We start from the raw sequence: 21966 nt of genomic DNA on the forward strand, positions 1-21966 counted from the left end.
CCGGCGGCTCCGCGTGCGGGGTTGCGTAAATCATGTTCGTAAGGTTCACTAACAAACATGCCTGTGTCCGATGAATCGCGCCCCGCGTCGACATCCTCGTTGGTCGACGCGAACGCGCACGCATTCGGCCCGGGCAGGAATCTGCGCTCGCGCTCTAAGGTCCTCCCCGAGCACGCGCGGGGCCACAACCGCGCTCTCGTGCTGCAGACGCTGTACCACGCCGGCGCGATGTCCCGCGCCGATCTCTCGCGTGAGACGGGCCTCACCCGCGTGACCATCTCCGACCTGGTGGCGGAGTTCATCGCCGACGGCATCGTCGTCGAGATGGGCATCCGCGAGACCGCCGGCCCCGGCAAGCCCCCGATCCTCATCGACATCGACCGCGCCGGGCACCAGATCATCGGCCTCGACCTCTCGGCGCCGACCTCGTTCGGGGGAGCGGTTCTCACCCTCGACGGAGATGTGATCGAGCGCCGCGAGGTCGCCCGCCCGCAGACCCCCGATGGCGACGCGGCCTACGCCGCCACGCTCGAGCTCGCCCGCGCGCTCGTCGAGGCCTCGACGCGTCCCCTCCTCGGTGTGGGTATCGGCACCCCCGGTGTGGTCCGCCCCGACGGTGTCGTGCTGAGCTCGCCGAACCTCGGCTGGAGCGACTTCGCCCTCGAGGCGAAGCTCGGCGCCGACCTCGACCTCCCGGTGCTGGTGCGCAACGACGCCAACGCCGCCGTCCTGGCGGAATACACCTTCGGCGACGCACGTGCCGACTTCATGCTCGTGAAGATCGGCCGAGGCGTCGGAGCCGGTGTGATCACCGGCAGCCAGCCCCTTCTCGGCAGCCGGTTCGCGGCGGGCGAGATCGGCCACGTGACCGTCGGGACCGACGGCGGCCCGCGCTGCGCCTGCGGCAAGGACGGATGCCTCGAAGCCTGGCTCAGCGAGACTCGGCTCACCGAGGCCCTGGCCGCCCAGCCCGACCGGCGGGAGACGCTCCTACGCGACGCGGGCACCCGTATGGCCATCGCGATCGCGCCGATCGTCGCCGCCCTCGACCTGTCCGAGGTCGTGCTCTCCGGCCCGGCCGACCTGCTCGACGGCGTGCTCATCGACGCCGCCGTCGAGACACTGCACGCCCGCACGCTGGAGGGTGTGTTCGAAGACGCGCTGATCCGACTCACCCGGCAGGAGGACATCGTCCTCCGCGGTGCCGCGGTGATGGTGCTCTCCGCCCAGCTGGGAGTCTCGTGACCTTCACCGCCCCGAGCCCTGACGGCGCGGAGCTCCGCTCGCAGCAGACGATCGCTGTCGACGAGCCCGCCGGTCGCGCGATCCGCGTCGGCCTCGACGTCGGGGGAACCAAGATCGACGCGGTCGCCGTCGACCGCGCCGGCGAGATCGTGGGCCGCCACCGCCGCCCGACCGGGTGGGGGGATGACGCCGTCGTCGACAGCATCGCCCAGGCGGTCGCCGCGCTCGCCGACGAGAACGGTCTCTCCCTCGCCTCCATCGGCTCGGTGGGCGTCGGCATCCCCGGGGTCGTCGACGTCGAGACCGGTCGCGTGCTGCACGCCGTCAACCTGGGCGTCGCATCGCTCGACCTCGCGGGCCGCGCCTCCGCCGCCCTCGGCATCCCCTTCCGCATCGAGAACGACGTCAAGGCCGCCGCTCTCGGCGCCGCCGTGCTGCGCGGCGCCACGGGGTCGATGGCCTACCTCAACCTCGGAACCGGCGTCGCCGCGGGCATCGTGCTCGACGGCCGCATCCGCCGCGGAGCCCGGGGAACGGCCGGCGAAGTGGGGCACATCTCGGTCGACCCGAACGGACGCCTGTGCGGCTGCGGGCAGCGCGGATGCATCGAGACGCTGTGCGGCGGGGGAGCGCTCGCCAAGGCGTGGGGCCGCCCCGGGGCGCTGCCGGTGGCCGACATCCTCGACGCCGCCGATGCCGGCGACGAGACGGCGATCGCCCTGCGCGCCGACCTCCATCACGGAGCCGCCGCCGCCGTGCGCGTGCTGGTGCTCTCGGCCGATGTCGAGACCGTCGTCATCGGCGGCGGGCTGACCGCGCTCGGCGCACGACTCGACGATGGCATCCGCGCCGCACTGCGCACCGAGGCGGAGGCATCCCCGTTCATGCGGTCGCTGCACCTCGACGAGCGCATCGAGATCTTGGCGACGGGTTCGCCCGCCGCCGCATTCGGTGCCGCACTCGTCGGCGCCGCCGTTCCCGAGAAGGAGATCGTGTTCCATGGCTGAGGTCATCATCGTCGAGAACAAGGAAGCCGCCGGCGCCCTGGTGGCCGCCGAGATCGTCGCGCTGCTCGACGAGCGGCGCGACGCCGTGCTCGGACTCGCCACGGGATCGACCCCGCTCCCGGTGTACGAGGCCCTGCGCCCGCTCCTCGCCGACCGGGACGTCTCGCAGGTGCGCGGCTTCGCGCTCGACGAGTACGTGGGCATCGACCCCGCTCACCCCGAGAGCTACCGATCGGTGATCACCCGCGAGGTCGTGGAGCCCCTGGGTCTCGACCCGCAGCGCATCCACGTGCCCAACGGCGCGGAGGAGACCATTCCGCACGCCGGCGAGGACTACGAGCGGGCCATTGCGGCGGCCGGCGGCGTCGACCTGCAGATCCTCGGCATCGGCACCGACGGTCACATCGGTTTCAACGAGCCCGGCTCGTCGTTCGCATCGCGCACCCGCGTCAAGACGCTCACCGAGCAGACCCGCATCGACAACGCACGGTTCTTCGACTCGATCGACGACGTGCCCATGCACTGCATCACGCAGGGGCTGGGGACGATCCTGGCGGCGCGGCATCTCGTGCTGCTCGCCTTCGGCGAGAGTAAGGCGGCTGCGGTCGCCGCGGCGGTCGAGGGGCCGCTCTCGGCATCCCTCCCGGGTTCGGCGATCCAGCTGCACCCCCATGCGACGGTCGTCGTCGACGAGGCCGCGGCATCGCGGCTCGCGCAGGCCGACTACTACCGGTACACGTTCGCGAACAAGCCGTCCTGGCAGGGCATCTGACGACACCCCGTCGTTCGGCCGCCCGCTGAGCGGAGTCGGATCAGGCGGATGCTGCGGGCCAGGCGAGGGGCAGCAGGTGCTCCACGCTCAAGGGGGCGAGCGGCAGAGCGTCGACGTCCGACGGCGTGATCCACCGCAGCTCGGCGAGTTCGGCCTGCACGCGCACGGTGCGCGGGTCGATGGTGGCCGAGAAGCCGTCGGCGACCACCCGGTGGCCCGGTTCGTTCGCCGCGGCCGAGATGAAGCGGCCCAGCGGTCGGAGGTCGTCCTCCCCCAGCACCAGGCCCAGTTCCTCGTGCAGCTCGCGGCGCAGCGTCTCGGATGCGGTCTCGCCGCTCTCCGGCTTGCCGCCGGGCTGCATGAACCGGGTCGTGCCCTGCTTGCGGACGACGAGCACCCGGCCGTCGGCATCCGTCAGGATCGCGGCGCTCACGATGATGTCAGGCACGGTCGGCGAACACCTTCCCCGGATTCATCAGGCCGAGCGGATCGAAGACCCGGGTGATCTGCCGTTGCAGTTCCCACTGGTCGTCGCCCAGCTCGTCGGCGAGCCACCGGCTCTTCAGGGTGCCGATGCCGTGCTCGCCGGTCAGCGTGCCGCCGAGGGCGATCGCGGCGCGGAACAGCTCGTCGGCCGCGCGCCACACGACCTCGGGGGTGTCTGGCCCCTCGAAGATGAAGTTCGGGTGCAGGTTGCCGTCGCCGGCGTGGGCCACGGTGGGGATCGACAGTCCGTAGCGGCGTTCGATCCTCGCGATCTCGTCGAACATGGCGGGCATCGCGCTGCGCGGCACCGAGACGTCTTCGATCAGCGTCGTGCCGAGCGACGCCATCGCGGCGTGCATGGAACGGCGGATCGCCAGCAGGCGTTCGCCCTCGTCTGCGTCGTGGGTGACGGTCGTCGTCCCGCCGTGCGCGCGGAGCACGACGGCGATCGCGTCGGCATCGGCGGCTGCCGCGGGCCCGTCGGTCTGGATCGTCAGCTGAGCGGCCTGGGCGGAGGGTGCCGGAAGGTGGAGCAGGGCGTGCACCGCGCGGAGGCTCGCCGCATCCATCAGCTCCATGATGGCGGGCTGGATGCCGGCGGCGGTGACCGCGGCGGATGCGGCGGCGGCGGTGCGCACGTCGGGGAAGGTGGCGGCGAGGGTGCACACGGTGCCGGGCGTCCGCCGCCGCAGCTTGAGCGTGGCCCCGACGATGACGCCGAGCGTGCCCTCGGAGCCGATGACGAGGGCCGTGAGATCGAGACCCGTCACGCCTTTCACGCTGCGGTGGCCGAGGTGCAGCAGGCGCCCGTCGGCGAGCACGATGTCGACGCCGAGGACCGCGTCGCGCACGACCCCGTACTTCGCGCACAGCAGGCCGCCGGCGCCGGTCGCGATGTTGCCGCCCACCGTCGAGATCTCACGGCTCGCGGGGTCGGGCGCCCACCACACGCCGTGCGGGGCGAGCGCGCGGTCGAGGTCGGCGTTCAGGATGCCGGGTTCGACGACGGCGAGCAGATCGTCGGCACGCACCTCGAGGATCGCGGTCATGCGCGCGGTGGACAGGACGATGGTGCCGTCGCCCGCGTTCGCCGCACCGGCGAGGCCCGTGCCGGCACCTCGAACGACGACGGGAGTGCGGGTGGCGGTCGCGATGCGCAGAGTCTGCTGCACGTGTCCGACGGTCTCGGCGTGCACGATGGCGAGCGGCCGGCCGTCCGCCGCGTGCCCGGAGCGGTCGGCTCGGGCGGCTTCGAGCGATGCGGCATCGGTGTCGACGAGATCGCCGAGCACGTCCGTCAGCTGCTCGACGACGGTCATCCGAGTGCGCGCCGCCCGCTGATCACGCCGGCGGCGACGGCGACCAGGGCGAAGGCCGATCCGATGAGCGCCTGGTCCATCGACCACCATGCGATGGTCACGCCGACGTAGATGAGGAGTTCGACCGCGGCGCGGAGGAACGGGTGCACGCGCAGGACCGGTCGCGGCGACAGGAACAGCGCCCACACGAGGATGACCAGCACCGGGGCACCGATGCCGAACACGACGTTCCACGGCAGGTCCCAGGTGGCGAAGCCCCACAGGGCCAGCGAGGCCACGGCCACGACCAGCACGACGGCACGGATGACGTCGAGCACGGTGATGACCGGCCGTTCGACGCCGGGGACGGGAGCGGGATCCTGCGGCATGGTCCCAGTCTATTCGGCGGGGACGGTCTCTCCGGCCGGAGCCTCGGCGGGCACGGTCTCGTCGACCGGAGCGGTGGCCGGAACGAGCGGCTCGGACGTCGTGACCGGTGCCGTGGTCTGCGGCGCCTGCTGCGCCTCGACATCGGCCACCTCGTCATCGCCTTCGAGGCGTGCCACGGGCGACGGGTCGGCGGCCGGGTCGACGGGGGTCTCGACGGGTGCCTGCTCGGCCGGCGTCGTGGTCTCCCCGGCGGCATCGACGGTGCCCGGGTCGCACTCGCCGAGCATCTGCACGGGCAGAGCGCTCAGCACGACCGGCTCCGAGAAGGTGCCCTCCACCGGCTGACCGTCGACGGTGTACGAGAAGGTGATCGGCAGGTTGCTCACGAGCTGCCAGTGCTGGGGGAGCAGCTCGACCGTGCCGAAGCCCTGTGCGTCGAGCAGGTCTCCCATCGTGAAGTCGAGGAATCCGCCGATGTACGCGGTGACGGTGGCGCCCGCCACCCCCTGCATCTGCACGGTGTACCGGGTCAGCGTGATGTCGAGGACGTCGCCGGGGTAGGTGCATCCGGAGACCGAGACGATGCGGGGCGTGCCCTGCGGGACGCCGGGCTCTCCCGTACCGGGCTCTCCCGTACCGGGTTCGCCGGTGCCGGGCTCTTCGGTGCCGGGCTCTCCCGTACCGGGCTCTCCCGTACCGGGCTCTCCGGTGCCGGGCTCATCGGTGCCGGGTTCTCCCGTGCCGGGCTCTCCCGTACCGGGCTCGTCGGTGCCGGGGCCGCCCTCACCCTCGCCGGGCGTCGTGGGCGTCGTCGGGACGGTCGGTGTGGCAGAACCGGGCGCCGCGGGAGCCGCTCCGACCGGCGCGATGTCGGGTGCCTCGATCGTGGACTCGGGGCCGCTCTGCTCCGCGTTCTCGTCGGGCGTCTGCTCCGGGGCGACCTCGACCTCGTCGGCATCTTTCTCGGTCTCGTCGGTCTTGTCGATCTCGTCGGCATCAGCGTCGGCGTTCATGGCGTCATCGGGCTCGACGTTCGAGGAGATCGACGAATCGGAGTCGCCGGCGCTGGGAAGCGAGGTGGCCGCGTCGCCCGCACCCAGTCCCGGGAGGATCGTGGCGGCGGCGACCACACCGGCGACGACGAGGGCCGCGGAGCCGGCGCCGACGAGCGCTCCCATCCCCGAGAGGATGCCCCCGGACGCCCCGGCGGAGCCGCCCGCGCCACCGGCGCCACCGGCACCGCCAGCACCTGCTCCGTTTCCGGCGCCCGTCGCGCCCGCACCGCCGGCGGAACCTGCGCTGCCGGTCGCGGCCGCCCCCACGGAACCCGTGCCGCCGTCACCGACGACCACACCGTTCGCGATGCTCGACGGCATGGCGGCGAGGGCGGCGATCGGGGCGGCACCGCCCTGCAGGGCGGCGAGGTACCCGGAGGCCCCGGTGACGCCGAGCACCAGAGGGAGCAGCACGAGCGCCAGGCGCTTCGAGACGTCTTTGGCCTCGGCCGCGACGATCATGCAACGCGCGCACTCGTCGAGGTGCGCCTCGATGCGGCGGTGGTCGCGGGTGCCGAGGTTGCCACGCGAGTACGCGCCGAGGTGCTCGATGGTCCACTGGCACTCGGAGCCGGGCGCCGCGCTGCGGAGGTGCGCCTGGATCCAGGCCTCGCGCAGACCTTCGCGCGCTCGGAAGGCGAGCTGTGAGACGGCGCCGGCCTTCATGCCGAGGAGCGGGGCGACCTCGTTCGGGCGCATCTGCTCGATCTCGGTGTACCAGAGCACCTCCTGCCATCGCGTCGGAAGGCTACGGAACGCCTGCGCGGTGAGGCTGCGGTCGAGGGCCTCGTTCGAGGCCTGCTCGGTGCTGTCGGGGTGGGCCACGGTGTCGAGCTCGTCCATGGCGTCTTCGCGGCGGGAGCGACCCCAGGCCGCTGCGGTGTTGCGGATGCTGGTGAAGAGGTACGCGCGGAAGGAGCCGTTGGGGCCGCCACCCTTGACGATGGCCTGGTAGATGCGCGTGTAGGCCTCTTGCACGAGGTCGTCGGCGTCGATCGAGCTGGTGACCGATCGCGCGACCGTGACGCCCGCGGGGTAGTGCCGACGCCAGAGTTCGCCGAACGCCCCCGTGTCACCCGAACGGGTGCGGAGGATGAGGTCGGCGTCGGCGATCGTGTCGTCGATGCCCGCAGCGGTGTTGTCTTCGTGCACAGTCGTCCCTCGGTCGTGGAGCGCGGATACGCATCCACACGGTGAGACGCGCGATGGCTGGTTTCATCACGCGGATCATCCATTCTCTCCCGGATCTCTCAGGTTGACCAGGGGTGTGGATAACTTCCGGGACGTTCGCCCGCCGACGAGGAAACGCTGATCAGACGGGCAATCGAGCGGGACACCGAGGCAGGTTTAAGAATTTTCTCGGCATCCGCGTAATGAATCGCCCCCTCGTGCGTCTCTTCAGTGAGAAAGCCATGACGAACTCCACCGGGGGGCGGGGTTCCGGCGCCGATGCGCGGGGGTATCACGCATTGGTCGGGCGGTTCGGGAGCCTCGGGGGAGGAGTTCCCGGCCCCCTTCTCTCGTGCGGGAAACGGGGCCGCCGATCCGGGGGGATCGGCGGCCCCGCCTCGTTGAGGGGAGGGGCGTCAACCGCGCCGCAGCGCGGTACCCGTCCACACGCGCGCGACGCGCAGATCGCCGTCGAGCAGCACCGCGTCGGCCAGCATCCCCGGCTGCAGGGCTCCGACTTCGTCGGCGACGCCGACCGCGGCCGCCGGGGTCTCGGTGAGGGCGCGCACCGCGTCGGCGAGCGGCACTCCGGCGGCCACCGTGCGGCGCAGCGCCTCGTCCTGCATGAGGGTCGAACCCGCGATCGCCCCGGTGTCGACGGTGCGGGCGATGCCGTCTTCGACGACCACGCGCACCGCGCCGAGGTCGTAGCGGCCGTCGGCGCTGCCCGCCGCCGCCATGGCATCGGTGATGAGGGCCACGCGGCCCGGCGCGGCGTCGAACACCAGCTTCACGATGCGCGGATCGAGGTGCACGTCGTCGGCGATCGCCTCGAGGGTCACCCGGTGGTCCGCCGCGGCCGCGAGCACCGGACCCGGAGCGCGATGGTGGATGCCGGGCATCGCGTTGAACGCGTGCGTGAGGAGGGAGGCGCCGGCGGCGAAGGCCTCGGCCGCGATGGCGGCATCGGCATCGGTGTGCCCCACCGCTGCCGCGGCACCGGAGGCGACGACCCGTCGGATCGCCTCGATGCCGCCCGGCAGCTCCGGGGCGATCGTCACCTGGCGGATGGTGCCGCGCCCGGCGCGGAGCAGCCGATCGACGTCGTCGGCGTGCGGCTCGCGCAGGAGTGACGGTTCATGGGCACCGTGATGGCCGGGATCGAGGAACGGACCTTCCAGGTGCGAGCCGAGGATGTCGGCATCCTTCTGCATGAGGTCGGCGATCGCCGCGACGCTGCGCGCCAGCTCGTCGAGGGGTGCCGTCACGAGCGACACGACGGCCCGGGTGGTGCCGTGGGCGCGATGCAGGGCGCGCGCGGTGCGGATGGCATCCACCCCGTCGTCGAACGAGGCGCCCGCGCCGCCGTGTCCGTGGATGTCGATGAATCCCGGGGTGAGCAGAGCGCCGGGGCCCGCCACGGCGAACGCGTCGATGACGTCGTCGGCGGGTGACCAGGTGTCACCGGTGCCGCGGGCGGCGACCCGACCGTGCTCGAACCGCACCCACGCGTCGTCGTCGACGGCGCCGCGGTCGACGATGCGCACCGAGTGGATGACCGAAGTGGGGTGAGGGGACGTCTGCGAGGTCATCGGTCGCTCCAGGCGATCTCGGCGGCGGGGTGGAAGTCGATCCGCTCAGCCTTCCACAGCGGTGCCATGCCGCCGACCCGGGTGCGGAACGACTCCCAGGTGCGGCCATCGGCGTGACGGGGCGACCACGCGACCTCGGCCGCGGCGGCGGCGCGGGGGAACACAAGTCGTTCCACGTCGGACAGGGTGCGCGTCGTCTCGGACCACAGCGGCGCCTCGGTCCCGAGGATCGCGTCGTCCGGCAGGTCGAGGACCGCCGTCGGCTCCCACTCGTACGCCGTGCGGACATCGGTGAGTCCCGCCCATGACAGGCCCAGAGGGAAGTCCGCGTCGTACTTCATATCGAGGTAGGTCGCGTCGGCGGCCGACATGACGAGCGCACCGCCGCGCTCCACGAAGTGCGCGGCGTGGGCGGCGTGCGACGCCGACGGAGCGGTCATGCCCCAGTACTGACCCACCGTGCCCTCGGCGATCCCCTCCGCAGCGCCCATCTCGTGCCAGCCCATCGGGATCTTGCCCGCCTCGACGACGATGCGCGTCGCGCGCTCGGCGAAGTGGTCGAAGTCGTCCTGGGTGGTGCCCAGTGATTCGTCGCCGCCGAGATGGATGTACGGCCCGGGCGTCATCTCCGCGATCTCGCGGACGACGTCGGTCACGAAGCCGTACGTGCGTTCGTCGCGGATGCGGACGCTGGAGTGGCCGACGCCCCACCCGCGGTACGGCTCGCCCTTCACCGGCAGATCCTGTCCGAGCTCGGCGGCCTGCGCCACGAGGCCGTCGTTGAGTACCGGCTCTTCGACGAGGTCGGGATAGGCGACGCCGATGGCGTGCGTGTGGCCGGGCAGATCGATCTCGGGAATGACGACCATGTGCCGCGAGGCGGCGTGCGCGACGATCGCCCGGTAGTCGTCCTTCGTGTAGAAGCCGCCGCGGTCGCCGTCCACCGCGGTCGCCGAGGCCCGCTCGGTGAGGAGGGGCCACGCGTCGATGTGCACGCGCCACCCCTGATCGTCGGTGAGGTGCAGGTGCAGGCGGTTGAACTTCAGCGCGCTGGTGGCGTCGATGAACCGGCGCACCTCGTCGACGTCGAAGAAGTGCCGGACGACGTCGAGCATGACGCCGCGATGCGCGAAACGCGGCGCGTCGCGGATGACGACGCGGGGGATGCTCCAGCCACCGTCGTGCGCGTCCGGGCGGAGCAGCTGCAGCAGTGTCTGCACGCCGTAGAACAGGCCCGCCTCGGTGGGAGCGGTGAGTTCGACGTGATCGTCGATGCGGAGCTGATAGCCCTCTCCCGCGCGGGGCGCGGGCGCGGGGAGATCGGCGGCGGTGCCGGGCTCGAGGCGCAGGACGATGTCTCCCGCCACCGGCGCCGTGCCGTCGTCGGCGACGTCGGGCGCGGATGCACCGCGGCGGCCCCATGCGGCGCGGAGGATCTCGGTGGCCGGGGTGTCGCCGATGATGCGAGACGCCGCGGTCACGGGCATCCGGCCGTCGCCCACTACGGTCTCGGTGGGCAGCGGAACCAGGGGGAGCGCATCTGGAAAGACCATGAACAAAACCTAGCGCGCGCGTGGCGAACAGGCCAGGGCGCATCCGCTATGCTCGTTCTGTCGCGACTGGCGTCTGGGTGGGTTACCACCGGGGAGCGACCGACCACGGAATTCGACCGCGCGCCTGGGCCGATGAGAACACCCCTTCGAATCCGTCGTCAGAGGAGCCCGTCATCATGACCGACCGTTATTTCAACGCCCCGCTCGCCGAGGTCGACCCCGAGATCGCCGAAGTGCTCGACCGCGAGCTGAAGCGTCAGCAGACCTTCCTCGAAATGATCGCGAGCGAGAACTTCGTTCCCGTCTCGGTGCTGCAGTCGCAGGGCTCGGTCCTCACCAACAAGTACGCCGAGGGTTACCCCGGGCGTCGCTACTACGGCGGCTGCGAAGAGGTCGACGTCGCCGAGGAGCTCGCCATCTCGCGCGCGAAGAGCCTGTTCGGTGCGGAGTTCGCCAACGTGCAGCCGCACTCCGGCGCCTCGGCCAACGCCGCAGTGCTGCACGCGATCGCCCGCCCCGGCGACACGCTGCTCGGCCTCTCGCTCGACCAGGGCGGACACCTCACGCACGGCATGAAGATCAACTTCTCGGGCCGCCTCTACGACATCGTCGCCTACGGCGTGAACCCCGAGACCTCCACCATCGACATGGACGAGGTGCGCCGCCTCGCCCTCGAGCACAAGCCGAAGGTGATCATCGCCGGCTGGTCGGCGTACCCCCGCACGCTCGACTTCGCGGCGTTCCGCGCGATCGCCGACGAGGTGGGTGCGCTGCTCTGGGTCGACATGGCCCACTTCGCCGGCCTGGTGGCCGCCGGCCTGCACCCGAACCCGGTGCCCCACGCCCACGTCGTCTCGTCGACCGTGCACAAGACGATCGGCGGCCCGCGCTCGGGCTTCATCCTCACCAACGACGCCGACATCGCCAAGAAGATCAACACGGCCGTCTTCCCCGGCCAGCAGGGCGGCCCGCTCATGCACGTGATCGCCGCCAAGGCGACCGCGTTCAAGCTCGCCGCGACGCCCGAGTTCGCCGAGCGCCAGGAGCGCGTGCTGCGCGGCGCCTCGCTCATCGCCGAGCGCCTCTCGCAGCAGGACGTCGCCGACGCCGGCATCGCCGTGCGCTCGGGCGGCACCGATGTGCACCTCGTGCTCGTCGACCTGCGCGACGCCGAGATCGACGGCAAGCAGGCCGAAGACCTGCTGCACGACATCCACATCACGGTGAACCGCAACGCGGTGCCGAACGACCCGCGGCCGCCGATGGTGACCTCGGGCCTGCGCATCGGCACGCCCGCCCTGGCCACGCGCGGCTTCGGCGACGCGGAGTTCACCGAGGTCGCCGACATCATCGCGCTCGCCCTGCAGCCCGGTGCCGACGTCGAGACGCTGCGCGCCCGGGTCGACACTCTCGCCGCCGCGTTCCCGCTCTACCCCGACCTGCAGCAGTAATTCGATCGCCGAGACACCACATCGGCGACGAGACACCACGGCATCCGTGATGTCTCACCCGCGAGGTGGTGTCTCGGCGTCCGTTCGATAGGAGACGACATGACGGCGACCATTCTCGACGGCAAGGCGGCATCGGCGGCGATCAAGGCCGAGCTCACCGAGCGCGTCGCCGCCCTGCGCGCACGCGGCATCACCCCGGGCATCGCGACCGTGCTCGTCGGCGCCGACCCCGCCTCGCAGCTGTACGTGGGCATGAAGCACCGGCAGTCGGAGGCGATCGGGATGAACTCGATCCAGCGCGAGCTGCCCGCCGACGCCTCGCAGGAAGACGTCGAAGCGCTGATCGACGAACTCAACGCCGATCCCGAGTGCCACGGATACATCGTGCAGCTCCCGCTGCCGAAGCACCTCGACACCGACGCGATCCTCGAGCGCATCGACCCGGCTAAGGACGCCGACGGTCTGCACCCGACGAACCTCGGTCGTCTCGTGCTGAACGTCAACAGCCCGATCCACACGCCGCTGCCCTGCACCCCGCGCGGGGTCATCGAGCTGCTCGTGCGCAACGGCTACGACCTGAACGGCAAGCACGTCGTCGTGGTCGGCCGCGGGGTCACGATCGGCCGTTCGATCGGACTGCTGCTCACCCGCCGCGACCTCAACGCGACGGTGACCCTCACGCACACCGGCACGGTCGACATGCCCCGCTACCTGCGCGAGGCCGACGTCATCGTCGCCGCGGCCGGAGTGAAGCACCTCATCCGTGCCGAGGACGTGAAGCCCGGCGCCGCGGTGCTCGACGTCGGCGTGACGCGCGAGACCGACCCCGAGACGGGAAAGAACCTCGTCTTCGGCGACGTGCATCCCGACGTGGCCGACGTCGCCGGCTTCGTCTCGCCCAACCCGGGCGGCGTGGGCCCGATGACCGTCGCCCTGCTCATGACCAACGTCGTCGAGGCGGCCGAGCGGCTCGTCTGACGGCATCCGCTCGTGCCTCAGGGGCATACGCGAAACCCCGCCCGGATCGGATGATCGGGCGGGGTTTCCCGTATCCGGGGCTGCCGGATGCTGCGGACTCAGCCGCCGATGTGCGCCTGCAGGTTCGTGATGCGCGCGTGCTCGTCGAACGAGAAGGTCATCGCGCCCGTGCCGTCGCTGAGGTTCGCACCCGAGAACGCCTGGTCGGTCCAGGTGAGCGTCCAGCCGGCGAGGCGGGCGAGATCCCACACCGCGCTGCGGGCGTCGGAGAGCGTGAGCCCGGCGAGGAGACGGGGCAGCGCGATCGATGCGTCGCGCACGGTGACCGGCGGAAGGGGCGCGTCGAGGAGGAACACGGCGCGCGTGCCGCCGCCGATCGGTGCCGAGTAGTACGGCGCACGGCCGGTGATCTCGACCGCGACACCGCCGACGGTGTGCGCGGCCTGAGCGATCCACGCCTCGTCGCCGGGGGCATCGGCGGGGAAGGGGACCTCGGCGTTCGCGAGGTCGGTCAGGCCGTGCTCCTGCCCATAGGCGCGCAGCTGCGTCGCGACGCCCTGCGGGTCGCCCTGGGGGTGCGCCCAGGCCCACAGCAGCGACCGCGGGCCGGGGGCGATCGTGGCGACGAGGTGCGCGCGGGTGACCAGGCGGCGCGACGGGTCGGCGCTCGCGCTGAAGGTCAGGGTGCCGGCGGTCATGTCGACGTCCCACCGGTGCTCGCCGAGTCCGTCGGCGGCGGCGGAGAGGGCGTCCTGACGGAGCGCGGTGAACAGGGCGGCGCGGTCGGCGAGGGGCTGGAGGGCAGCGAAGGTCATGGATCCAGTGTGGTGCGCCCGGCTATGAATCCGCCAGTCGCGGCGGCGATCTCGTCGCCCGTCAGTAGCTGTCGCGTTCGGATGCCGCGGGGGCGATGAATCGCGCCGCCAGGGCCTCCGAGGCGCGTGCGAGCAGGGCGACGTCTGCGCCCACCGCGACGAAGTCCGCGCCCGCGGCGAGATAGGCGTCGGCGGCCGCCGGGTCGAAGGCGTTGACGCCCACCGGTGTGCCGGCCGCTCGCACGGCGGCGAACACCCGCTCGACGGCGGCGACGACGTCCCGATGCGTCTGCTGTCCGAGCAGTCCGATCGAGGCGGCGAGGTCGGACGGCCCGACGAACACGGCATCCACGCCGTCGACCGCGGCGATCTCGGCGGCGGCCTCGACTCCGGCGGCCGTCTCGATCTGCACGGTCAGCGAGACGTGGGCGTCCGCGTCGTTCAGGTACCCGTCGACGCGGTTCCAGCGGGCGCTGCGCGCCAGCGCGCTGCCCACCCCGCGCACGCCCGCGGGCGGATAGCGCGTGGCCGCGACGGCGGCGCGCGCCTCGTCGGCGGACGACACCATCGGCACGATCAGGTTCTGCGCCCCGAGATCGAGCACCTGCTTGATCGCGACGACATCGTTCGACGGCACCCGCACCAGCGGGGTGATCGGGTAGGCCGCGACGGCCTGCAGCTGCACGAGCACGCTCTCGAGGGTGTTGGCGGAGTGCTCCATGTCGATGAGCAGCCAGTCGAGCCCGGAGCCCGCGGCGACCTCGGCGAGGAGCGGGCTGCCCGAGCACACCCACATGCCGACGAGCCCGCGGTCGGCGCCGGAGAGCGCTTCACGGAAGGAGGGGTCTAGACGAAGCGGCATGAGATGGTTCCCATCGGTCCGTAGTCGCACAGCACCTCGTCGCCGCGCGACACCCACATCGGGCGCGTGAACGATCCTGCCAGGATGATCTCGCCCGCCTCGAGCCGCGCGCCGTGCTGATGGAACTTGTTCGCCAACCAGGCCACGCCCGTCGCGGGGTGTCCGAGCACACCGGCCGCGACGCCGGTCTCCTCGATCTCGCCGTTGCGCGACAGCACCCCGGGCACCCAGCGCAGGTCGATCTCGTCGGGGCGGCGACGCTCGGTGCCCAGCACCATCGCGCCGTAGGCGGCGTTGTCGCTGATGGTGTCGACGATCGTCCGCCCCTCGAGCTCGATGTGCGAGTTCAGCACCTCGAGCGCGGGGACGGCGTACTCGATGGCCGCGAGGGCGTCGTCGAGCGTGCAGTCGGGGCCTGAGAGCGGATGCTTCAGCACGAACGCGAGTTCGACCTCGATACGCACGTTCGAGAAGTGGGCGGTCGGGATCTCGGCGCCCGAGTCGAACACGGTGTCGTCGAACATCACCCCGTAGTCGGGCTCGGTGATGCCCGTCGCCTGCTGCATGGCCTTCGACGTCAGACCGATCTTGCGGCCGACGAGCCGTCGACCGGCCGCGATCTGCGCGTCACGCCACACCCCTTGGATGGCGTACGAGTCCTCGACCGTGGCCTCCGGCCACCGTGCGGTGATGCGGGGGATGACGCCGTGGGTGCGGTCGGCCTCGGCCAGTTCGGCCGCGATCTGCGCGATGACGTCGTGCGAGAGCATCCGCTCCTCCTAGAGCTGGTGGCCGAGCTTGTACTCGCCCTGCTTGTACTCGGGCATCGAGGCCTCGCCCTCGTCGGGACGCGTGTACGAGAATCCGTCTGCACCGATCGTCACCGCCATCTCGGAGCTGTCGGTGCGGGCGACGACCGGCTGCGGGGTGCCGTCGAGGTCGAGCACGAGCGACGCCTCCGTGTACCACGACGGCACGACGGGGTTGCCCCACCAGTCGCGGCGCTGGTTGTCGTGCACGTCCCAGGTGATGACCGGGTTGTCGGGGTCGCCGGTGTAGTAGTCCTGCGTGTAGATCTCGACCCGGTGGCCGTCGGGGTCGCGCAGGTACAGGTAGAAGGCGTTGGAGACGCCATGCCGACCGGGGCCGCGCTCGATCGCGTCGGAGCGGCGAAGAGCGCCCAGCTTGTCGCAGATCGCGAGGATGTTGTGCTTCTCGTGCGTTGCGAAGGCGACGTGGTGCATGCGCGGACCGTCACCGCCCGTCGCAGCGGTGTCGTGCACGGTGGGCTTGCGGCGCATCCACGCGGCGTACACGGTGCCCTCGTCGTCTTGGATGTCCTCCGTGACGCGGAAGCCGAGGTCCTGATAGTGGCGTACCGCGCGCGGCACGTCGGGCGTGACCTGGTTGAAGTGGTCGAGGCGCACGAGCTCGCCGGGGGTGTGCAGGTCGTAGCGCCACGACAGCCGCTCGACGTGCGTGGTCTCGAAGAAGAACTCGTACGGGAACCCGAGCGGGTCGACGACGCGCACCGAGTCGCCGATGCCCTTCACGAAGCCCTCGGGTGCGCGGCGCACGTCGCAGCCCAGCTCGGTGTAGAAGGCGACAGCCCTGTCGAGGTCGTCGGCCGAGCGCACCCGGTACGAGAACGCGGCGACGGCGGCGATGGGCCCCCGGCGCAGCACGAGGTTGTGGTGGATGAACTCCTCGGTCGAGCGCAGGTAGATCGCCTCGTCGTCCTCCTCGGTGACGTAGAGGCCCAGCACGTCGACGTAGAACTGCCGCGAGGCGGCGAGATCGGTGACGACGAGCTCCATGTACGCGCAGCGCAGGATGTCGGGCGGCGTGCTCGACGGCGTCGCGACCGGGTTGTCGGAGTGGATCGGCGCCTCCTGCGACACGTAGTAGCCGGAGGAGGTGAGGGTCTTCTGGGTCTTGTCGGTCATGTCAGCGTCCTTGCTGTGGGTGTTCTCTGCTCTGCCGCTCCCGTCGCATTTTCTGTCGGCTGAAGCCGGCAGAAGCGACAGAAAATGCGACGGGAGCGAAGTCGGGGGAGGGGGTCAGTGCTTGCCGAAGGTCGGGTTGTGCGGGGCGCCGAGGGTGATGTGCACGCTCTGCTGGTCGGTGTAGAAGTCGATCGACCGGTACCCGCCCTCGTGGCCGAGGCCCGAGGCCTTCACCCCGCCGAACGGGGTGCGCAGGTCGCGCACGTTGTTGCTGTTGAGCCACACCATGCCCGCCTCCACCGACTGCGCGAAGGTATGGGCCCGGCGCAGGTCGTTGGTCCAGATGTAGGCGGCCAACCCGTACTTCGTGTCGTTCGCGAGGGCGAGGGCCTCCTCCTCCGTGTCGAACGGGGTGATCGCGACGACGGGACCGAAGATCTCCTCCTGGAAGATGCGCGCGTCGTGCGGCACGTCGGCGAACACGGTCGGCGCGACGAAGTTGCCCTCGTCGAAGCCCTCGGCGCGACCGCCGCCCGCGACCAGACGCGCCTCTTCTTTGCCGATCTCGATGTAGCTCATCACCTTGTCGTAGTGCTCGGGGTGCACGAGCGCCCCCACCTCGGTGGAGGGGTCGTGCGGGTATCCGACCTTCACGCGCTTCGCCTGCGCGGCGTACCGCTCGACGAACTCGTCGTACACGGAGCGCTCGACGAGGATGCGCGATCCGGCGGTGCAGCGCTCGCCGTTGAGCGAGAAGACGCCGAAGATCGTGGCGTCGATCGCGGTGTCGAGGTCGGCGTCGGCGAACACGACGGCGGGCGACTTGCCGCCCAGCTCCATCGAGAGTCCCTTCAGGAAGGGCGCGGCGTTGCCGAAGATGATCTGCCCCGTGCGGCTCTCGCCGGTGAACGAAATGAGGGGGACGTCCGGATGCTTCACCAGCGCGTCGCCGGCCTGCTCGCCGAGGCCGTTGACGAGGTTGAACACGCCCTGCGGGAGGCCGGCCTCCTCGAAGATCCCGGCCCACAGCGACGCCGAGAGCGGGGTGAACTCGGCGGGCTTGAGCACGACCGTGTTGCCGGTCGCGAGCGCCGGGCCGAGCTTCCACGACTCGAGCATGAAGGGCGTGTTCCAGGGTGTGATGAGCCCCGCGACGCCGATGGGCTTGCGGTTGACGTAGTTCATCTGGCGACCGGGAACCTGGAAGGCGTCGTCGGACTGCGCCACGATCAGGTCGGCGAAGAACCGGAAGTTCTCGGCCGCCCGGCGGGCCTGGCCGAGCGCCTGCGTGATCGGGAGGCCCGAGTCGAACGACTCGAGTTCGGCGAGGCGCTGATCGCGCGACTCGACGATGTCGGCGATGCGGTGCAGGATGCGCGAGCGCTCGCGGGGGAGCATGCGCGGCCACGGCCCCTCGGTGAACGCCTTCCGTGCCGCGGCGACGGCCCGGTCGATGTCGGCCTTCGTGCCGGCGGCCGCGGTGGTGTAGGTCTCGTTCGTGACGGGGTCGAGCACGTCGAACGTGCCGCCGTCGACGGAATCGACGAACGCGCCGTCGATGTAGTGCTGGATGTGGTCGGGCAGGTCTGCGGGGATGCGCGAATCGGTCATGACGGGTCTCCGGTCGTGGGTGCGGAACGGGCGTGCAGGGCGTCGAGGAACGCGTCCATCGTGCGCCAGCGGTGGTTGCGGGCGGCGAGCTCGATCTCGAGGGGATCGGCGCCCGCGCGGATCAGGGCCAGGATCTCGGCGTGCTCCTCGACGGAGTGCTGCGCGCGGCCGGGCACCGACGCGAACGTGGAGTCGCGGATGCCGGCGAGACGTGACCACCCGCGATGCACGAGGTCGAGCAGATGGGGGTTCGGGCACGGTTCGAACAGCACCGAGTGGAACTGTCGGTTCAGCTCGGTGAAGGCATGGGCGTCGAAGTGATCGAGCATCCGTGCCATGCGGTCGTTGATGCGCGCGGCCTCCTCGAGAGCCGCGTCGTCGAGGAGAGGGGCGGAGAGCGCGGTCGCCGAGCCTTCGACGATGCCCAGCGTCTGCATGGTGTGGGCGTACTCGCTCTCGTCGACGAGGGTCACCCGCGCCCCGACGTTGCGCTCGAACGTCACCAGACCCTCGGCTTCGAGGCGGCGGATGGCCTCTCGCACGGGCACGACGCTCATGCGCAGGTCGTCGGCGATCGAGCCGAGCACGAGGCGGTAGCCGGGGCTGAAGATGTGCCCCGTGATGCGCGAGCGGATCCACTCGTACGCGACCTCGGACTTGCTCGCGGCGGTCGTGGTCATCGTCCGTCGCTCCGGTGCTCGCCGTCGCCGGTCGCGGCCTCGTAGCGTGCGCGCCATTCGGCGTTCATCGGGAACAGCCCGTCGACGGGGTGCCCGGCCGCGACCTGCGTCGCGATCCAGGCGTCTTCGCGCTCCTGGGCGAGGGCCGCCTCGGCCACCTCGGCCGCGAGAGCGGGCGGGATGACGAGCACGCCGTCGTCGTCGCCGACGATGATGTCTCCCGGCTGCACGGTCGCGCCACCGCACGCGATGGTCGTGTCGACCTCCCACGGCACGTGGCGGCGGCCGAGCACGGAGGGGTGGGCGCCCTGCGAGAACACGGGGAGTCCGATCTCGGCGACGGCCGCGAAGTCGCGCACACCGCCGTCGGTGACGACGCCGGCCGCGCCGCGGGTGCGGGCGCGGAGTGCGAGGATGTCGCCGAGCGTGCCGCTGGTCGCATCGCCGCGGGCCTCGATCACGATGACCTCGCCCTCGTCGACGGCGTCGAACAGGCGTTTCTGCGCGTTGAACCCGCCGCCGTGGCTCGCGAACAGGTCTTCACGGAAGGGGACGAATCGGAGGGTGCGCGCGGTGCCGACGAGTTTCGTTCCGGGGATGTTGATCGAGACGCCGTCGATGAAGCAGGCGAGGTGGCCGCGCTTGCGCAGTTGCGCGGAGAGGCCGGCGGTGGGCGCCTCGACGAGGAGAGCGCGGAGCTCGGGGGAGAGGACGGCTGAGGCGGGGGGAGTGGCGGGTGCGGTGGCGGGTGCGGTGGCGGATGCCGTCGCCGGTGCGGCCGGGAGTCCGGCGGCCTCGGGGGACCCCCACGCCTCGGTGCGCTGGAGGTCGTCGACGGCGGGGAGCGAGCCCAGCGTCTCGTCGAACGGGACCTCGCCCTGCGTGACGGTCGTCACCAGTCGTCCGGAGGTCGGAGAGCCGGGGGCGTTCGGGGCGTCGACTTCGATCTCGACCACGTCGCCCGGCACGATCACCGACGACCCTGCCGGGGTGCCGGTCAGGATGACGTCGCCGGGCTCGAGCGTGAAGTGCTGCGACAGGTCGGCCACCAGCTGCGCGAGCGGGAAGATCATGCCGGCCGACGTGTCGTCCTGGCGGAGTTCGCCGTTGACCCACGCCCGCACGCGCAGGTCGGTCGGGTTGACGGTGCGCGCGTCGATGAGCTGCGGTCCGAGGGGAGTGAACCCGTCGCCGCCCTTGGAGCGGACGTTCGATCCCTTGTCGTTCGCGCGGAGGTCGTAGAGGCCGAGGTCGTTCGACGCGGTCACCGCCGCGACGTGCGACCAGGCATCCGCGAGTCCGACCCGTCGCGCAGCGGTGCCGATGACGAGGGCGATCTCGCCCTCGAACGCGAGCAGCTCCGTACCCGCCGGCCGCTCGACCGTGCCGCCGGATGCCGCGACGGAACTCGCGGGCTTGAAGAAGTAGGAGGGAGCGGCGGGGCGCCGGCCGCGCTGGTCTGCGCGCGAGGCGTAGCTGAGGTGGATGGCGATGATCTTGCCGGGGCGGGGGATCGTGTCCGTCACGGGGCGCCTCCTCGCGCTCGTCGTCGTCACGACGTCTTGTGCGTCGTATCCGAAATCATATATCATCCTGACTACCCCCGGCAAGCAGCCCGACCCGACGCTCGGACGCACGCCGTGACAACGCAGTCACGAACAAAGGAGACACCGCATGAGCGGTCAGTCACAGACAGGGTTCACACCCACGGGAACCATCGCGACCGCGGCCGACCGCCGTCGCGTCGTCTTCGCCACGGTGGTCGGCACCACCGTCGAGTGGTACGACTTCTTCATCTACGCCACCGCGGTCGGACTCGTGTTCGGCCAGCTGTTCTTCGCGCCGCTCGGCGCCGACAGCGCCATCATCGCCTTCGCCACCGTCGGCGTCAGCTTCCTCTTCCGCCCCCTGGGCGCCTTCCTCGCCGGCCACTTCGGCGACAAGTTCGGACGCAAGACCGTGCTCATGTGGACGCTGATCCTCATGGGGCTCGCCACCGCCCTCATCGGCGTGCTGCCGACCTACGAGACGATCGGCGTCGCGGCGCCCATCCTGCTCGTGCTGCTGCGCATCCTGCAGGGCATCTCGGCCGGCGGCGAATGGGGCGGCGCGGTGCTCATGGCCGTCGAGCACGCCCCCCGCACCCGGCGCGGGATCTTCGGCGCATCGCCGCAGATCGGTGTGCCCCTCGGCCTGCTGCTCGCCTCGGGAGTGATGGCCCTCATGACCGCACTCGCACCCGGCGACCAGTTCCTCGCCTGGGGGTGGCGCGTGCCGTTCCTGCTCAGCGTCGTGCTGATCCTCGTGGGCTACTACGTGCGCCGCAAGGTCGAGGAGAGCCCCGTGTTCGCCGAACTGGCCGAGCGCAAGGAGCGGGCCAAGATGCCCATCCTGCAGCTGTTCCGCAAGCACCTGCTGCTCGTGATCATCGCGGCCTTCGTGTTCGCCGGCAACAACGCCGTCGGCTACATGACGACCGGCGGGTACATCCAGAACTACACGACCGACCCCGAGGGGCCGATCGGCCTCGAGCGCGGTCCGGTGCTCTGGGCCGTGGCCGGCTCGGCGGTCACCTGGCTGCTCACCACGCTCCTCGCGGGATGGGTGTGCGACCGCATCGGCCGACGCACCACCTACCTCATCGGCTGGGTGCTGCAGCTCGGCGGTGTGTTCGCCCTGTTCCCGCTCGTCAACACCGGAGAGATCGGACTCGTGTTCGCGGGCCTCGCGATCCTCACGATCGGCCTCGGCTTCACCTACGGGCCGCAGGCGGCGCTCTACACCGAGCTGTTCCCGGCGAGCATCCGCTTCTCGGGGGTCTCGATCTCCTACGCGATCGGTGCGATCGCGGGCGGGGCTTTCGCCCCCACCATCGCCACGGCGATCGTGAAGGCGACCGGCTCCACCGGCGCCGTGACCTGGTATCTCGCGGGCATGACCGTGCTCGGCCTGATCGCGACGCTGCTGCTGCGCGACCGCTCCGGCATCCCCCTCGGACCGGACCACGAGGACGAGCAGTCGGTGAGTCCCATCTACGGCCTCGCCAAGGCCTAGT

Annotated in this window: 19 protein-coding genes and 1 riboswitch; of the genes, 6 read left to right on the top strand and 13 right to left on the bottom strand. The window is 71.2% G+C overall.

What is annotated here, in order from left to right:
• Positions 1–57 precede the first annotated feature (57 nt).
• The 3 genes from RWS82_RS01380 (at position 58) to nagB (ending at position 3024) form a co-directional block, all read left to right on the top strand.
• The gene (locus RWS82_RS01380) at positions 58–1245 is read left to right on the top strand and encodes an ROK family transcriptional regulator (protein WP_314646101.1); all 1188 of its coding nucleotides are present in this window, start codon (positions 58–60) and stop codon (positions 1243–1245) included.
• Between the two features lie 80 nt (positions 1246–1325).
• The gene (locus RWS82_RS01385) at positions 1326–2252 is read left to right on the top strand and encodes an ROK family protein (protein ID WP_314648144.1); all 927 of its coding nucleotides are present in this window, start codon (positions 1326–1328) and stop codon (positions 2250–2252) included.
• Positions 2245–3024 carry a glucosamine-6-phosphate deaminase gene (gene nagB, locus RWS82_RS01390; protein WP_314646104.1) on the top strand — a complete coding sequence of 260 codons (780 nt, stop codon included), beginning with the start codon at positions 2245–2247 and terminating at the stop codon, positions 3022–3024. Before RWS82_RS01385 ends, nagB begins: the two co-directional genes overlap by 8 nt.
• Positions 3025–3064: 40 nt before the next feature.
• On the opposite strand, the gene RWS82_RS01395 is transcribed toward nagB, so the two are convergent.
• The 6 genes from RWS82_RS01395 to RWS82_RS01420 all read right to left on the bottom strand — a co-directional run bounded on the left by RWS82_RS01395 (position 3065) and on the right by RWS82_RS01420 (position 10568).
• On the bottom strand, positions 3065–3472 hold the full coding sequence (locus tag RWS82_RS01395; RefSeq protein WP_314646106.1) for an NUDIX domain-containing protein: 408 nt from the start codon (positions 3470–3472) through the stop codon (positions 3065–3067).
• On the bottom strand, positions 3465–4829 hold the full coding sequence (locus RWS82_RS01400) for an FAD-linked oxidase C-terminal domain-containing protein (protein WP_314646108.1): 1365 nt from the start codon (positions 4827–4829) through the stop codon (positions 3465–3467). Before RWS82_RS01400 ends, RWS82_RS01395 begins: the two co-directional genes overlap by 8 nt.
• Positions 4826–5197 carry a YrdB family protein gene (locus RWS82_RS01405; protein ID WP_314646110.1) on the bottom strand — a complete coding sequence of 124 codons (372 nt, stop codon included), beginning with the start codon at positions 5195–5197 and terminating at the stop codon, positions 4826–4828. The genes RWS82_RS01400 and RWS82_RS01405 overlap by 4 nt, the downstream gene beginning before the upstream one ends.
• Before the next feature lie 9 nt (positions 5198–5206).
• Positions 5207–7405: a sigma-70 family RNA polymerase sigma factor gene (locus RWS82_RS01410; RefSeq protein WP_314646112.1), complete on the bottom strand. Its 2199-nt coding sequence runs from the start codon at positions 7403–7405 to the stop codon at positions 5207–5209.
• Between the two features lie 434 nt (positions 7406–7839).
• Complete coding sequence (gene nagA / locus RWS82_RS01415; protein ID WP_314646114.1) at positions 7840–9015, bottom strand: N-acetylglucosamine-6-phosphate deacetylase; 1176 nt, start codon at positions 9013–9015, stop codon at positions 7840–7842.
• Complete coding sequence (locus tag RWS82_RS01420) at positions 9012–10568, bottom strand: family 20 glycosylhydrolase (RefSeq protein WP_314646116.1); 1557 nt, start codon at positions 10566–10568, stop codon at positions 9012–9014. Before RWS82_RS01420 ends, nagA begins: the two co-directional genes overlap by 4 nt.
• Before the next feature lie 52 nt (positions 10569–10620).
• Positions 10621–10705: riboswitch (ZMP/ZTP riboswitch) on the top strand.
• 39 nt (positions 10706–10744) lie between these two features.
• Between RWS82_RS01420 and glyA the strand changes: the two genes are divergently transcribed.
• Positions 10745–12019 carry a serine hydroxymethyltransferase gene (gene glyA, locus RWS82_RS01425; protein WP_314646118.1) on the top strand — a complete coding sequence of 425 codons (1275 nt, stop codon included), beginning with the start codon at positions 10745–10747 and terminating at the stop codon, positions 12017–12019.
• A gap of 99 nt (positions 12020–12118) precedes the next feature.
• Positions 12119–12997, top strand: coding sequence for a bifunctional methylenetetrahydrofolate dehydrogenase/methenyltetrahydrofolate cyclohydrolase (locus RWS82_RS01430; protein WP_314646121.1), 879 nt, complete (start codon positions 12119–12121; stop codon positions 12995–12997).
• A 98-nt stretch (positions 12998–13095) separates the two neighbouring features.
• On the opposite strand, the gene RWS82_RS01435 is transcribed toward RWS82_RS01430, so the two are convergent.
• The 7 genes from RWS82_RS01435 to RWS82_RS01465 form a co-directional block, all read right to left on the bottom strand.
• The gene (locus RWS82_RS01435) at positions 13096–13812 is read right to left on the bottom strand and encodes a DUF6882 domain-containing protein (protein ID WP_314646123.1); all 717 of its coding nucleotides are present in this window, start codon (positions 13810–13812) and stop codon (positions 13096–13098) included.
• Positions 13813–13873: 61 nt separating this feature from the next.
• Positions 13874–14674, bottom strand: coding sequence for an aldolase/citrate lyase family protein (locus tag RWS82_RS01440; RefSeq protein ID WP_314646126.1), 801 nt, complete (start codon positions 14672–14674; stop codon positions 13874–13876).
• Entirely contained in the window at positions 14659–15444 is a 786-nt protein-coding gene (locus RWS82_RS01445; RefSeq protein ID WP_314646128.1) for a fumarylacetoacetate hydrolase family protein, read from the bottom strand. Before RWS82_RS01445 ends, RWS82_RS01440 begins: the two co-directional genes overlap by 16 nt.
• Positions 15445–15453: 9 nt before the next feature.
• Entirely contained in the window at positions 15454–16620 is a 1167-nt protein-coding gene (hpaD, locus tag RWS82_RS01450; protein ID WP_314646130.1) for a 3,4-dihydroxyphenylacetate 2,3-dioxygenase, read from the bottom strand.
• 114 nt (positions 16621–16734) lie between these two features.
• On the bottom strand, positions 16735–18231 hold the full coding sequence (hpaE, locus tag RWS82_RS01455; RefSeq protein WP_314646133.1) for a 5-carboxymethyl-2-hydroxymuconate semialdehyde dehydrogenase: 1497 nt from the start codon (positions 18229–18231) through the stop codon (positions 16735–16737).
• On the bottom strand, positions 18228–18911 hold the full coding sequence (locus RWS82_RS01460) for a GntR family transcriptional regulator (protein WP_314646135.1): 684 nt from the start codon (positions 18909–18911) through the stop codon (positions 18228–18230). Before RWS82_RS01460 ends, hpaE begins: the two co-directional genes overlap by 4 nt.
• Complete coding sequence (locus tag RWS82_RS01465; RefSeq protein WP_314646137.1) at positions 18908–20437, bottom strand: fumarylacetoacetate hydrolase family protein; 1530 nt, start codon at positions 20435–20437, stop codon at positions 18908–18910. The genes RWS82_RS01460 and RWS82_RS01465 overlap by 4 nt, the downstream gene beginning before the upstream one ends.
• A gap of 148 nt (positions 20438–20585) precedes the next feature.
• Between RWS82_RS01465 and RWS82_RS01470 the strand changes: the two genes are divergently transcribed.
• On the top strand, positions 20586–21965 hold the full coding sequence (locus RWS82_RS01470; RefSeq protein ID WP_314646138.1) for an MFS transporter: 1380 nt from the start codon (positions 20586–20588) through the stop codon (positions 21963–21965).
• Position 21966: the final 1 nt, after the last annotated feature.

This window comes from uncultured Microbacterium sp. (genome assembly GCF_963528945.1).
Lineage (GTDB): Bacteria > Actinomycetota > Actinomycetes > Actinomycetales > Microbacteriaceae > Microbacterium.

Excerpts from the sequence above, each read along its gene's own strand:
- RWS82_RS01380 (WP_314646101.1), top strand. The coding sequence starts at position 58 with ATGCCTGTGTCCGATGAATCGCGCCCCGCGTCGACATCCTCGTTGGTC.
- nagB (WP_314646104.1), top strand. The coding sequence starts at position 2,245 with ATGGCTGAGGTCATCATCGTCGAGAACAAGGAAGCCGCCGGCGCCCTG.
- RWS82_RS01400 (WP_314646108.1), bottom strand. The coding sequence starts at position 4,829 with ATGACCGTCGTCGAGCAGCTGACGGACGTGCTCGGCGATCTCGTCGAC.
- RWS82_RS01405 (WP_314646110.1), bottom strand. The coding sequence starts at position 5,197 with ATGCCGCAGGATCCCGCTCCCGTCCCCGGCGTCGAACGGCCGGTCATC.
- nagA (WP_314646114.1), bottom strand. The coding sequence starts at position 9,015 with ATGACCTCGCAGACGTCCCCTCACCCCACTTCGGTCATCCACTCGGTG.
- RWS82_RS01420 (WP_314646116.1), bottom strand. The coding sequence starts at position 10,568 with ATGGTCTTTCCAGATGCGCTCCCCCTGGTTCCGCTGCCCACCGAGACC.
- glyA (WP_314646118.1), top strand. The coding sequence starts at position 10,745 with ATGACCGACCGTTATTTCAACGCCCCGCTCGCCGAGGTCGACCCCGAG.
- RWS82_RS01430 (WP_314646121.1), top strand. The coding sequence starts at position 12,119 with ATGACGGCGACCATTCTCGACGGCAAGGCGGCATCGGCGGCGATCAAG.
- RWS82_RS01435 (WP_314646123.1), bottom strand. The coding sequence starts at position 13,812 with ATGACCTTCGCTGCCCTCCAGCCCCTCGCCGACCGCGCCGCCCTGTTC.
- RWS82_RS01440 (WP_314646126.1), bottom strand. The coding sequence starts at position 14,674 with ATGCCGCTTCGTCTAGACCCCTCCTTCCGTGAAGCGCTCTCCGGCGCC.
- RWS82_RS01445 (WP_314646128.1), bottom strand. The coding sequence starts at position 15,444 with ATGCTCTCGCACGACGTCATCGCGCAGATCGCGGCCGAACTGGCCGAG.
- hpaD (WP_314646130.1), bottom strand. The coding sequence starts at position 16,620 with ATGACCGACAAGACCCAGAAGACCCTCACCTCCTCCGGCTACTACGTG.
- hpaE (WP_314646133.1), bottom strand. The coding sequence starts at position 18,231 with ATGACCGATTCGCGCATCCCCGCAGACCTGCCCGACCACATCCAGCAC.
- RWS82_RS01460 (WP_314646135.1), bottom strand. The coding sequence starts at position 18,911 with ATGACCACGACCGCCGCGAGCAAGTCCGAGGTCGCGTACGAGTGGATC.
- RWS82_RS01470 (WP_314646138.1), top strand. The coding sequence starts at position 20,586 with ATGAGCGGTCAGTCACAGACAGGGTTCACACCCACGGGAACCATCGCG.